The organism is Thioclava sp. ISO4, from assembly GCF_058105145.1.
Genome location: NZ_CM176571.1, coordinates 3,369,070 through 3,381,715 on the forward strand (window position 1 = coordinate 3,369,070; position 12,646 = coordinate 3,381,715).

Consider the following 12,646-nt stretch of genomic DNA (forward strand, 5'->3'; position numbering starts at 1 on the left):
GCTTATTTCCGGCCCGCCGGCTTCGCAGCCGGTTTTGCGGGCTTCGCGGATTTGGCGGTTTTCTCCGCATCCGAGGGCATCTCGATATTGATCTCGAGGCTCGAGATATCGTCGTTGCGCTCCATCCGGATATCGACGCCATCCTCTTCGATCTGTATGTATTTGCGGATCACCGCGAGGATGTCGCGTTGCAGATCGGGAAGGTAGTCGGCCTGCGCCGACCCGCTTCCGCGTTCATGCGCGAGCAGGATCTGCAAACGGTCCTTGGCCGTCTGCGCCGATTTCGCGCGGCGGGGTTTGAGCGAGAAACCGAACAGGCTCATGCGGACCGCCCGAAGAGACGACCGATGAAGCCGGGACGCTTCTCGCCCGGAATGCGCATCGGAATATCCTCGCCCAGCAGGCGCGAGACCGCGTCGTCATAGGCCGCCGAGGCGCTGGACGGCTCGTCGAGCACGACCGGCATACCGGTGTTCGACGCGCGCAGAACGGCGGTGCTTTCGGGCACGATACCGATCAGCGGCACCGCCAGAAGCTCCAGCACGTCCTCGACCGTCATCATCTCGCCCTTGTCAATGCGCGACTGATCGTGACGGGTCAGAAGCACCTGCGCCTTGACCGGCTCGCCATCGCTTTCGGCGCGGCGGGTTTTCGAGGACAGAAGGCCCAGCACCCGGTCGCTGTCGCGCACCGAGGAAACTTCGGGGTTGGTCACGACGACCGCCTCGTCGGCGAAGAACATCGCGAGCTGCGCGCCACGCTCGATCCCGGCAGGGCTGTCGCAGATGATGTAATCGAATTCCTGACGCAGCTCGTCGAGCACCTTCTCGACGCCCTCTTGCGTCAGCGCATCCTTGTCGCGCGTCTGCGAGGTCGGCAGGATCGAGAGCGTCTCGACCCGCTTGTCCTTGATCAGCGCCTGCTTGAGCCGCGCATCACCCTGAATGACGTTGATGAAGTCGAACACCACGCGGCGCTCGCAGCCCATGATCATGTCGAGGTTGCGCAGGCCCACGTCGAAATCGATCACGACGGTCTTATGGCCGCGCTTGGCGAGACCGGCAGAGATTGCGGCGGCGGAAGTGGTTTTGCCCACGCCCCCCTTGCCCGAGGTGATCACGATCACCTTGCCGAGCGGCGAATCGTCCTTGAGTTGCGTCATTCGAACGCCTCCACACAGAGTTTGTCATCGTCGAGGAAAACCTGCACGGGCTTGCGACGAAGCTCCGCGGGGATGGTTTCGCTCGTTTTGTAAAGGCCCGCGATCGCGAGCAATTCAGCGTCGAGCTGGCGGCAGAAGATGCGTGCGCTCTCATCACCATGCGCGCCGGCCATGGCCCGACCACGCAGCGCGCCATAGACATGGATATTGCCTGCCGCGACCAGTTCCGCGCCTGACGCGACCGAGCCGATCACCGTCAGATCGCCATGTTCGGCCACGATCATCTGCCCCGAACGCACCGGCGTCCGCACGACCTTGTTGCGCGGGGCCGGCGGCGCCGCCCGCTTCGCCGCGGGCTGCGGCTTTTGCGGTTTTGGCGGCTTCGGCTCGGGCATCGCGGTCTCGCGGCCCACCTTGATCGGGATAATTCCGTAGCCTTTCACGGCATTTAGCTGCGCCTCGGTGGCGTTTTGCGCCCCGAAGATCTGCAGATCGCGCGCGAAGAGGTTATCGATCATGTCGCGGACATCGGCCGGTTTCGAGAACTCCGGCACCTGCGCGAAATCGAGCACCATCGGCGCTCCGGCCAACAGATGCGGCGTTTTCGCAAGCTGCGCATCGAGTGCTGCATAGAACACGTCATCGGGCGCGTCGGTCTCGAGCCGTAGCGCGATGGCGGTCAGGAACAGACCGCGGAATTGAAAGGGCTGAACCGAGACCGGCGCAGGCTTCTGCCCGGTCGGAGATAGGGTATCTGACACGAGGGTAGCTCGCTTCTGCTCAGGAGTCGGGGCGCATCGTGCACCCGCGTTGTTTTTCTTTGTTGTGTCGGATCACGCACTGCAAACGCCAGCACAAAATCGCGATGGCCTCTCTACTCGGCTAAATCCTGCCGTCAACCGGAAGTAGACGAAGTTTTCGTGTTCAGGCGCAGGGACGGGCCCGGATCGCAGGTTGACCCAGCGTCGTCAGGCGGTGTCACCGCGCCGGATCACTCGAGCATCGCCGTCGCGAGCTGGCTGTCGAGAAGCTCTTCGGGCAGCAGGATGTAGATATCTTCCGGCGGGGTCGTCAGCGAATAGATCATCACGCCGGGATCGACGCCCATGTCGATCAGATATTCCATCGTCCGCCCCTGCCCGCGCTGGATTTCCTCGACCGCGAAATAGGCGGGCATGTAGAGGTTCTCGTCGTAGTAATGCTGGTGCATCCCGACATATCCGTCGGGCGAGACACGACGTTCCTGACCGGCCGCCAGGACATAGGGACAGGCCGACATGCAGGCCATGCCAGGCAGGATCACGGTGTTCTTCTCGGCCTCGCGCAGCACACGACCAATCGCCAGCGCCTCGGTCACTTCGCCGCCGGGGCTGCTCAGCGCGACTGTCGTGGGGGTTTCCTCGGTCGCGTCGCCTTCGGCAAAACGCCCGAGATAGGTTTCCAGCCGATCCGCATCGCCCGGCGCGATGGCTCCGTTCAGCAGCAGCACCGTGCCGATCCCCTCGACCTCTTCGCGCGCGAAGGTCAGCCGGTCGGGATAGTTCGACGGCAGTTCGATCCCCGGTGGCAGCGCGGGCGCATCGCGGCGCGGCGTCGGGCGCGCGGGATCGAAGCGGCGGCGCTGATCGCCCGGCGCGACCGGCTCGGTCATCTCGGGCACGGCAGAGGGCGGTTGCGGGCGATAGCGCCCCAGCCAGTCGCCCGCGATCATCACCACGGCGATGCCGACCTGCACCAGCAACACGACGCGCAGCCAGCGGCGCACGTCGAACCGGTCGAAGTTTGGCAGCGACAGGCGCATCGCTCAGCTCTCCGCAGGGCGCGGCGGCGGATCCGCAGGCGCAGGCGGCTCCACCTTCTCGGACACCCGCTTGAGCATCTCGGCATCCGCGCCACTCATCGTCTGCTCGACATCGCGCATCGCGTTCAGCGCGGCCTTCAAATCGGCCAGCGTCAGCGTCTCCTCGATCGGCAGCCCGTCGCGGCCCGAGCGGATCGCGGCCTGCGTCACCGCCAACACGAAGACCAGCACGGCGGGCAGCAGGTCGATCGCGATCGCGCCAGCCCAGGAGGGCACGAAACTACCCGCATAGCGGATCACGGCCTCGGCGCTGGTGATCGGGTTATAGGCGGTCTGGATCGGCGGATCGCGGGCCAGAACCTCGTCTGCGGCGCGCTCGAGCGTGCGGCCCCGTTGATCGAGCGCCTCCAGCACGGAGTCGATGGTCGAAGACTGCGCATCGCGGACATTCGTCGTGCGCCCGTCGAGTTCCGGCAGCACGACCGAGGCGGGCAGATCCTGTGCCGCACGGGCCACCAGCGGCGCGACAGACAGCTGATCGAGCCGCGCGATCACGCCCGCCAGCCGCACGCTTTGCTCGGCGAATTCGACCGAGCGTTTCTCCACCGGGCCGGGCGCCACGATCAGCGCGCGCATCCGCCCGAGAATCTGGTTTCCGGTCTCGAAGGAGTCGTCGATCAGCGGCTGCTGCGCGCGGATCTGCTCTTCGAGATTGGCCAGTTCCTCGGTCTTCTGGGTCAGAACGCGGAACACCGCGCCCCGCCCGGCCGTGCCCGAAAGCTGGCCCGATTGTTCCTGATCCGCCAACGCCTCGAAGGCGGCACGCGCGCGTTCGACCTCGCGGCCCAGCGCCTGCGCCGAGAGCGCGATATCATGGGCCTGCTCCAGCGCGGATTGGTAGTCGCGCACGGTGGTGTCCAGATGCTGCTCGACCGCAGCCGACCCCGCCAGCGCCGCCGCATTGAGCCAGCTCGACATCGCGACGATGGCGAGAGAGCCCACGATGGTCGACACCGTCAGCCCGACAAAGCCGCTGGCCGTGCGCATCGCGGGTAAGAGCCGCAGCATGTAGCTCCAGAAGACGAAGATCCCGACCGAGACGGCGATGGAATAGGCCAGCGCCGCGAAGAAGCTCATCGCGCCGTTATCCTCGAGGATCGAGGACACGCCGAGATAGGTGTAGATCCCCGAGGCGATCGCCAGCACGCCCAGCGCCGCCGGTGTGATCGTGTCGAGCCAGGCAAGATGGCCCTCCAATTCCTTGGCGGTGCGCAGGCCCTTGGTCTCGGCCGCGCTCAGTCTTTTGCTAGGATCTGTCATCTGCGCTCGCCCTTCTCGGGAATGGGATCGGAATTGATCACAATTGGGGCACGGCGACGTGAATTTTAAGGGTTTGGACAGAATAGTTTACGTCGTTCCCCCGCAACGTCACGTCCAACACAGGCCCTTATCGCGGAAAAACTGAGGCCACCCGGGAAGACTCCGGATGGCCCCATCTTGACGAACCGGCCGCTTCCGGCGCCCCACTTACATCGCCGGCAGGATCGTCAAGTCACGGATGTCGCCTCCGGCCCCTTCGACCATGCCCTTGCCCGTCGCGGCCCCGGTCTCGAGGTCGACGGTGTAGAGCATGTTCCCGGTGGCGAGCCACGCCGTGTTCGTCATGTCTTCGGTGGTCTGGATATCGAACGCATAGCCTTCGCCGGGCATGTCGATCCCGAACTTACCGATCGCGGCCAGCGTGCCGTCATTGGGCGAGGTCTGCTGGATCAACGCGACGATGGTGGAATCCACGTCATACATCGCGGTGCTGTCGGGCATCCCGTAGCTGTTGGCATAGGCGGCGGCCGCAATCGCGGGCGCTTCACCGGCATGCATGTCTTTTTCCTCATAAGCGAGGCTGCCATCGACGGTCACTTCGCCGGTTTCCACGTTCACGCGGTGATTGGTGGTGCCCGACATGAAGCGCAGCTTGTCGGCCTTCGGGTTGAAATCGACAATCACCGGCCCGTCCACGGGCAGCATCTTGTCCATCTGCGAGAGTTTCGTCGCAGCGCCGCTTTCCATGTCGATCGTGTAGAGCGCCTGATCGGCATCCACCGCGACCAGCGTCTTGTTCGACGGGCGCAGATCGATCCCGTGCAGCTTCGCGGTGCCGGTGACATCCATCGTTCCGGTGACTTCGAGCGTGTCGGTATCGAACATCACGAGCGTCTTGTCGCCCACGAGGCCGATGGCCGAGGCCGCCAAGGCGCCGCTTGCGCCCATTGCGGTGACGAGAGCGGTCGAGAGGGTCAGTTTCAGCATGGTTATTCCTTTCGTTTCCCTGTTCGCGGCAAGCGCCTTTCGCGCCGTCCATGCCCCCTAGACCCGGCCAGATGCGGATCGGATGCAGGAAAACGAAATTTTTTCTGCGAGGTCGTGCCCCGCGCTTTTATCGGCCGTCCGCAAAATAAATTTCATCCAATCGAGCGTTTCGCGGGTCTAGAGCTTGGAAACGGGAGAAAATCGTGAAGAACTTGGTCCGGGAGAGACCGCCGCGCGGCAGGCGGAACATGGGAGCGTTTATGACGAAAGCGGAAAGCTGCCCCGTGGCGCAGGCGCTGCACGATTGCGCCGAAGGCGATGCGGGCGCGCTTGAGCGGTTGGTGGCGCTGGAAGGCGGACGGATGCTGGGCGTGGCCAAGCGCATCCTGGGCCGCACCGATCTGGCCGAGGAAGCCTTGCAGGAGGCGCTGGTGCGCATCTGGCGCAAGGCCGGGCAATTCAGCGGCAATCCCGGCTCGGCCAAAGGCTGGGTCTATACCGTCCTGCGCAGCCGCTGCCTGAACATTCTGCGCGACGGCAAACGGCTGAGCCTGCTCTCGCCCGAGGAATTGGGGGCGTTGCAGGATGCGCGCGAGCAAAGCGTGCCCGAAGAGGGCTGGCAGATGCTCGCAGGCTCCAGCCGCCTGCGCGATTGCCTGGAGGCGCTCGACCCGGCCAGCCGCCATTCGATCCTGCTCGCCCATGTCGGCGGGTTCAGCCATGGCGAGATCGCCGCGCGCCAATCGGTGCCGCTGGGCACGGCGAAAAGCTGGATCCGGCGCGGATTGGCCAGCCTGAGGGAGTGCCTGTCATGAGCCTGAACCGGACCGACCTCAACGCCATCGCAGATGATTACGTCCTTGGCCTGCTTGGGGAAACCGAAGCCGAGTTGTTCGAGGAACTGCTGGCGCGCGACCCTGCGCTGGAGGCTCGCGTGGCGGCGCTGCGCGACGGGTTGCTCCCGCTCGACCTCTCCGCGCCCAAGGCCGAGCTTCCCGACGATTTCATGGATCGCCTGCGCGAACGCATCTCGGCGGAACCTGCGCGCGAAGACGAAACCCCGCGGGGGGTGACGATCACGCCGGTCCCGCCGCAAGCCGACAACCTGCCACAGGCCCCGCGTACGAAGCGGCGCTGGTTGATCGCGGCGGGGATCATCGGCCTCGCGGTGGGGCTGGGCACCGGCACGTTGCGCCCGACGCCAGAGCCGCGCGTGGTCGCCGTTCTGATGAATGCGTCGGGCGAGCCGCAGGCCGTGATCGAGGATTACGGCAATCGCGACGCCAAGATCCGCTTCGTGGCCGATGTGACGCTGCCCTCGGGCAAAACGATCCAGGCCTGGACCCTTCCCTCGCCAGAGACGGGGCCGGTGTCGCTCGGCACGCTCGACCGGGTGGCGCCTGCGGTGTTGACCGGCCCTGACCTGCCCGCACCTGCGCCGCAGCAGCTCTACGAGATCACGCTGGAACCCGCGGGCGGCTCGCCCACAGGACGCCCGACCGGCCCGATCCTCGGCAAGGGCTTCGCCCATATCCAGAGCTGATCCGGCCTTGCCCGTGCGGGAGGGGCTCCCGCACGGGCTTGACCTTGCCTATATTCGGCTGAAATGAACAGGGCGCGGCGCACGCGCCCCATTCGCCCGACCCAGACAGGCCCGAGAGAGGACCCCCTGATGAAATTTCGCTTCCCGATTGTCATCATCGACGAGGATTTTCGCTCCGAGAATACCTCCGGTCTCGGCATCCGGGCACTCGCGCAAGCCATCGAGGCCGACGGGTTCGAAGTGCTCGGCGTCACCAGCTACGGCGACCTGTCGCAATTCGCCCAACAGCAAAGCCGCGCCTCGGCCTTCGTGCTGGCGATCGACGACGAGGAATTCTCCTCCGGTCCCGAACTGGACCCGGCGGTCGAGAAGCTGCGCGCCTTCATCGAGGAAGTGCGCTGGAAAAACGCCGATGTGCCGATCTTCCTGCATGGCGAGACCAAGACCTCGCGCCACCTGCCCAACGACATCCTGCGCGAGCTGCACGGCTTCATCCACATGTTCGAGGATACGCCCGAATTCGTCGCCAAGCACATCATCCGCGAGGCGAAGAGCTATCTCGAAAGCATCCAACCGCCCTTCTTCAAGCAGCTTCTCGACTATGCCGAGGACGGCTCCTATTCGTGGCACTGCCCGGGCCATTCCGGCGGCGTCGCCTTCCTGAAATCGCCGATCGGGCAGATGTATCACCAGTTCTACGGTGAGAACATGCTGCGCGCCGACGTCTGCAACGCGGTGGAGGAACTGGGCCAGCTCCTCGATCATAACGGCGCGATCGGCGCGTCCGAGCGCAATGCCGCGCGGATCTTCAACTCCGATCACTGCTTTTTCGTGACCAATGGCACCTCGACCTCGAACAAGATGGTCTGGCACCACACGGTGGCCCCGGGCGACGTGGTCGTCGTGGACCGCAACTGCCACAAGTCGATCCTGCACGCGATCATCATGACCGGTGCGATCCCGGTCTTCCTGAAGCCCACGCGCAACCACTGGGGCATCATCGGGCCGATCCAGCGTTCGGAATTCGAACCCGAGGCGATCAAGGCGAAGATGCGCGCGAACCCGCTTCTGGCCGATTACGATATCGACGCGGTGCAGCCGCGCATCATGACGCTGACGCAGTCGACCTATGACGGCGTGCTCTACAATACCGAAGTCATCAAGGGGATGCTCGACGGCTGGGTCGACAACCTGCATTTCGACGAGGCGTGGATCCCCCATGCCGCCTTCCACCCGTTCTACGGCCAGTATCACGCGATGGGTCGCAAGCGCGAGCGCACGACCAAGTCGATCACCTATGCGACGCAGTCCGTGCATAAACTGCTCGCCGGGATTTCGCAGGCGAGCCATGTGCTCGTGCAGGACAGCAAGGAAGAGAAGCTCGACCGGCATCTCTTCAACGAGAGCTACCTGATGCACACCTCCACGAGCCCGCAATACTCGATCATTGCGAGCTGCGATGTGGCGGCGGCGATGATGGAGCCTCCGGGCGGCACCGCGCTCGTGGAGGAAAGCATCGTCGAGGCGCTCGATTTCCGCCGCGCGATGGTGAAGGTCGAAGAGGAATACGGCCCCGAGGATTGGTGGTTCCAGGTCTGGGGTCCGACCGATTTCCGCGCCGATGGCGACGGCATGGCCGAGACCCGCGACTGGGTTCTCAAGAAGACCGATGCCGAGGGCGTCGAGACCACCGGCTCGGATAGCTGGCACGGCTTTGGCGACATGGCGCCGGGCTTCAACATGCTCGACCCGATCAAGGCCACGATCATCACCCCCGGCCTCGATATCGAGGGGCGTTTCGACGACAGCGGCATCCCGGCGTCGATCGTGTCGAAATACCTCGCCGAGCATGGCGTCGTGGTCGAGAAGACCGGGCTTTACAGCTTCTTCATCCTGTTCACGATCGGCATCACCAAGGGCCGCTGGAACACGCTGCTGGCCGCGCTGCAGCAGTTCAAGGACCATTACGACAAGAACCAGCCGCTATGGCGCGTGATGCCGGAATTTTCGGCGAAATTCCCGCGCTACGAGCGCATGGGGCTGAAAGATCTCAGCCAGCACGTCCATTCGCTTTACGCGAAATACGACGTCGCGCGGCTCTCGACCGAGATCTACCTGACCGACCATCACCCCGAGATGACCCCGTCGGAGGCGTTCTCGCATATCGCGCGGCGCAAGACCGAGCGGGTCTCGATCGACGAGCTGGAAGGCCGGATCACGACGAGCCTCGTGACCCCCTACCCGCCGGGCATCCCGCTCTTGATCCCGGGTGAGGTCTTCAACGCGAAGATCGTGGATTACCTGCGCTTCAACCGCGAATTCGCCAGCGAATGCCCCGGCTTCGAGACCGATATCCACGGCCTCGTGACGGAGACGGGCGAGGACGGTAAGACGTATTACTTCGCGGATTGCGTGGCGCGCTGAGCCTGCGCGCCCCCTGTTCGGCTATCATTCTCAGGGCGCGGTTCGGTTTATCCCGACCGCGCCCTAACTCATTTCACGAATGGATCGGTTTCGGGAGGAAAGCGGCATGAGCGACAGGCCCAAAGGCACGATGATGGCCGTGGTCACGACCGGGACGGGCGGCTACGAGCGGCTCGACTACCGCGAGGTCGCAATGCCCGAACCGGGGCCCGGCGAGGTGCTGCTGCAGGTGCTCGCGGCGGGCATCAACAATACCGACATCAACACCCGGCTGGGCTGGTATTCTTCCGAGGTCAAATCCGGCACGCAGGACTCGCGCGAGGACACGGAACACACCGATGGCGGCTGGAGCGGGGCCACGCCCTTCCCGCTCATCCAAGGCACCGATTGCTGCAGCCGGGTCGTCGCGGTGGGCGACGGTGGCGATGCGGCACTAATCGGCACCCGCATTCTGGTGCGCTCCTGCATGCGCGAGCGCGATTTCTCATCGATGGACACGGTCTGGCTCGGCTCCAATTTCGACGGGGCCTTCGCGCAATATGTGAAAGTGCCCGCAGGCGAGGTCTTCGCCATCGACAGCGATTGGAGCGACGCCGAACTCGCCACCCTGCCCTGCGCTTACGGCACCGCCGAGAACATGATCCACCGCGCAGGAGTCACTGCGGGCGAGCGCGTGCTGGTGCCGGGCGCCTCGGGCGGCGTGGGCTCGGCGCTGATCCAGCTTCTCAAACGGCGCGGCGCGGAGGTGATCGCCATCACCAGCGCCGCCAAGCGCGAGATCGTGCTGGAGATCGGCGCGGATCAGGTGCTCTGCCGCGAAGACGACCCCGTAGCGGCGATCGGCGAGAACAGCGTGGATGTGGTGATCGACAACGTCGCCGGGCCGGGTTTCGGGACGATGCTGAAACTGCTCCGGCGCGGCGGGCGCTATGCCTCGTCGGGCGCGATTGCCGGACCGATCGTGGAGCTGGACATGCGCGACCTATATCTCAAGGACATCACGCTGATCGGCTGCACCGCATAGGACGCGCCGATCTTCGGCAACCTGATCTCCTATGTCGAGAAGGGCGAAATCCGGCCCCTGCTGGCCGCCATATCTCCGCTCGATCAGATCGCCGAGGCGCAGAAGGTGTTTCAGGAAAAACGCCACGCCGGGAAGATCGTGCTGATCCCGCCGACCTGAGGCGTTGGCGCCGGATATCTAGGTCGGAGCGCAAGCACCACGCGAAGGGCGCTCCCGCTCCGCCCGTCCCGGGGCCTACTCGTCCTTCTTATCGTCGTCGCCAGGTTCCTCGACCCGTTCGATTTCCACCTTCACCCGGGTGGCCAATCCGGCGATCACGCCGAGGACGGCCAGCCAAGGTGCTGCGAGCACCACGACCCCGCTGACGACGAGGCTGAGATTGAGGGGCGCCTCGACGAAGGGGTCCCCGCCGGCGGAGCTGATACGCAGCTGGCGCACGCTCCCCTCTTGCGCCAATTCCTTGACGCGATCGACGAGTTGGTTACCTGCGACCTCGATTTCTTCCCAAACGGTGCGCTCGGGTTTCTTGTCGTCTTCCATCGAACTGTTCCTCTCGATTTGGGGGTAAACACGGAGGTAACTACGGCAGCGCGCGTCGGGCACGTCGCTTTGCCACGGCGCGCTGCACAGATGGAAAGGAACATGCTTCCAAAGCCCGCGCCTTGATCTTCGTCAGGCACAGGACAAACGGACCGCTGCGGTGCGCGCCCGGGCAAAAGCCGAGTTCACACCGCAACGGCCAGAAGATGCTGTGACGCCGATTGGCCCCGATCAGACCGCAGGTTTGCGGTGCAGCGTGCCCTGCTCATAGGCATAGGCGCATTGGATCAAGGCGTGCTCGCTCCACTGCTGGCCGAGGAAGATCAGCTCGAACGGCGCGCCGGAGGCGTAGTAGCCCGCGGGCACGGTGACGCCCGGAATGCCCGCGATGTTCAGCTCCCCGACGGTGGTCTCGAGGATCGCGTCGCCCGAATGCAGGCCCGGCAATTCGCAGAGCATCTGCGGATAGACGAGCGCGTCCAGTTCGTGCCGAGCGAAGACTTCCTCCATCAGCAGCAGATAGGTCCGCTTCAAGGCCGTGAATGCGGGCAGCACGGGCGGCGTGGTCGGGGATTTCACCGCTTCGACGAAATCGGGCAGCTCGTTGAGGAAGCCGAGGATCGCCCCCTTCGCGAGCACGTTTTCCTCCTTCGTGGCCTCGACGAACTCCTCCCACGTCTTGATCGCCGCGTTCGGGCCCAGCCGTTCGAGATATTTCGTCATGTCATAGGGGATGGATTCCAGCCCCCGCCCGTCGAAGAAAGGCGTGCCCGGCGTGATCTCCCGGTAGCTTGCGAAATCGGTGCCCGCGAAGGGATCCTCGACCAGAACCGCGCCGAGGTCTTCAAGCTCGCTCTTCGCGCGATCGTAGAGATCCGCCGCCTCGTGGGAGAGTTCGTTCTTCCGCCAGCCCGGCCCGTACAGCCCGAGCCGCTTGCCCTTCAGGCCGTCCTTCGACAGGCCCGAGGCGTAGCCACCCGTGGGAATCTTGTCGACGCAAGCCAGCGTCTTGGGATCTTCGGTGGTGAACCCCGCCAGCACATCGAGGCCGAGCGCCGCATCGGTGACGGTGCGGGCAATCGGCCCGACCACGTCGCGATTGCCCGACAGCGGCACGACACCGGCATTCGGCACCAGCCCGATGGTCGGCTTGATGCCCACCAGCCCCTGCGCCGAGGCCGGGTTCTGGATCGAGCCGCCGGTTTCCTCGGCGAGCCCCATGACGCACATATGGGTGGCGACGGCGGCCGCCGTGCCTGCGCTCGATCCGCCCGGGGCACGATCCTCGATCGCGGGGTTGATCGTGGGACCGGCCCAGCTGTCATTGGCATGCGTTCCGGTCCAGCTGAGGATCGGCACGTTGGTCTTGCCGAGGATGACCGCGTCGGCCGCGCGCATCCGGGCCACGACCGGGCTGTCGCGTTCGGGCATCAGATCGACGCCGCCCGTCCCGGAATAGAGAAGCCGCCAGCCCGCCGTGGTGGGAATGCCCGCCATGTCCATCGGATCCTTCACGACGATCGGCACCCCGGCCAGCGGCCCCAGCGCCTCGCCCGCAGCGCGCCGCCGGTCGATGTCGCGGGCGGTCTCGAGGGCGGCCTCATTCTCGAAGATGATCGCGTTGTATTTGCCGTTCAGCGCCTTGACCTGAGCCATGCAGGCTTCGGTCAGCGCCTCTGCGGTGAACGCCCCCGAGGCCAGCCCCTCCTGAACGGCGGCGACGGTGAGTGTTCCGAGATCGGGCAGATCGGGTTTCGTTTGAGCGGACATGAGAGACTCCTTTTCCGTTTGGCGGGCATGGTGCCGCCATCGCCCGAGCCGGAGCCGGGCGGGGTGGATCGAAAG

13 protein-coding genes are annotated in these 12,646 nt (G+C 65.0%); 5 read left to right on the plus strand and 8 right to left on the minus strand.

From position 1 onward, the window contains the following. Window positions 1–2 precede the first annotated feature (2 nt). The 6 genes from minE to AC2TZ7_RS16530 all read right to left on the minus strand — a co-directional run bounded on the left by minE (window position 3) and on the right by AC2TZ7_RS16530 (window position 5,270). Window positions 3–323 (minus strand): cell division topological specificity factor MinE, encoded by a 321-nt coding sequence (gene minE / locus AC2TZ7_RS16505; protein WP_489865041.1) that lies wholly within the window; start codon window positions 321–323, stop codon window positions 3–5. After that, window positions 320–1,162 carry a septum site-determining protein MinD gene (gene minD / locus AC2TZ7_RS16510; RefSeq protein ID WP_078520208.1) on the minus strand — a complete coding sequence of 281 codons (843 nt, stop codon included), beginning with the start codon at window positions 1,160–1,162 and terminating at the stop codon, window positions 320–322. The genes minE and minD overlap by 4 nt, the downstream gene beginning before the upstream one ends. Then, on the minus strand, window positions 1,159–1,923 hold the full coding sequence (gene minC, locus AC2TZ7_RS16515) for a septum site-determining protein MinC (protein WP_134330750.1): 765 nt from the start codon (window positions 1,921–1,923) through the stop codon (window positions 1,159–1,161). The genes minD and minC overlap by 4 nt, the downstream gene beginning before the upstream one ends. A 230-nt stretch (window positions 1,924–2,153) precedes the next feature. Next, on the minus strand, window positions 2,154–2,963 hold the full coding sequence (locus AC2TZ7_RS16520; RefSeq protein WP_489865042.1) for a COG3904 family protein: 810 nt from the start codon (window positions 2,961–2,963) through the stop codon (window positions 2,154–2,156). 3 nt (window positions 2,964–2,966) lie between these two features. Next, window positions 2,967–4,283 (minus strand): hypothetical protein, encoded by a 1,317-nt coding sequence (locus AC2TZ7_RS16525; RefSeq protein WP_489865043.1) that lies wholly within the window; start codon window positions 4,281–4,283, stop codon window positions 2,967–2,969. Window positions 4,284–4,490: 207 nt separating this feature from the next. Further along, complete coding sequence (locus AC2TZ7_RS16530; RefSeq protein ID WP_489865044.1) at window positions 4,491–5,270, minus strand: DUF4394 domain-containing protein; 780 nt, start codon at window positions 5,268–5,270, stop codon at window positions 4,491–4,493. Between the two features lie 260 nt (window positions 5,271–5,530). Here AC2TZ7_RS16530 and AC2TZ7_RS16535 point away from each other — a divergent pair, with 260 nt between their 5' ends. From AC2TZ7_RS16535 to AC2TZ7_RS16555, 5 genes are all read left to right on the plus strand, one after another. After that, window positions 5,531–6,085 carry a sigma-70 family RNA polymerase sigma factor gene (locus AC2TZ7_RS16535; RefSeq protein WP_078520217.1) on the plus strand — a complete coding sequence of 185 codons (555 nt, stop codon included), beginning with the start codon at window positions 5,531–5,533 and terminating at the stop codon, window positions 6,083–6,085. Continuing rightward, window positions 6,082–6,813 (plus strand): anti-sigma factor, encoded by a 732-nt coding sequence (locus AC2TZ7_RS16540; protein ID WP_489865045.1) that lies wholly within the window; start codon window positions 6,082–6,084, stop codon window positions 6,811–6,813. Before AC2TZ7_RS16535 ends, AC2TZ7_RS16540 begins: the two co-directional genes overlap by 4 nt. A gap of 129 nt (window positions 6,814–6,942) precedes the next feature. Then, a complete protein-coding gene (locus AC2TZ7_RS16545; RefSeq protein WP_489865046.1) occupies window positions 6,943–9,237 on the plus strand; it encodes an Orn/Lys/Arg family decarboxylase in 2,295 nt (764 codons plus the stop codon). A gap of 106 nt (window positions 9,238–9,343) precedes the next feature. Then, complete coding sequence (locus AC2TZ7_RS16550; RefSeq protein WP_489865047.1) at window positions 9,344–10,261, plus strand: zinc-binding dehydrogenase; 918 nt, start codon at window positions 9,344–9,346, stop codon at window positions 10,259–10,261. 24 nt (window positions 10,262–10,285) lie between these two features. After that, on the plus strand, window positions 10,286–10,420 hold the full coding sequence (locus AC2TZ7_RS16555) for a zinc-binding dehydrogenase (RefSeq protein WP_489866835.1): 135 nt from the start codon (window positions 10,286–10,288) through the stop codon (window positions 10,418–10,420). A gap of 75 nt (window positions 10,421–10,495) precedes the next feature. Here the strand turns inward: AC2TZ7_RS16555 and AC2TZ7_RS16560 are convergent, their stop codons facing one another. Further along, complete coding sequence (locus AC2TZ7_RS16560) at window positions 10,496–10,801, minus strand: DUF4342 domain-containing protein (RefSeq protein ID WP_078520220.1); 306 nt, start codon at window positions 10,799–10,801, stop codon at window positions 10,496–10,498. 231 nt (window positions 10,802–11,032) lie between these two features. Beyond that, complete coding sequence (locus AC2TZ7_RS16565) at window positions 11,033–12,571, minus strand: amidase (RefSeq protein WP_489865048.1); 1,539 nt, start codon at window positions 12,569–12,571, stop codon at window positions 11,033–11,035. Window positions 12,572–12,646: the final 75 nt, after the last annotated feature.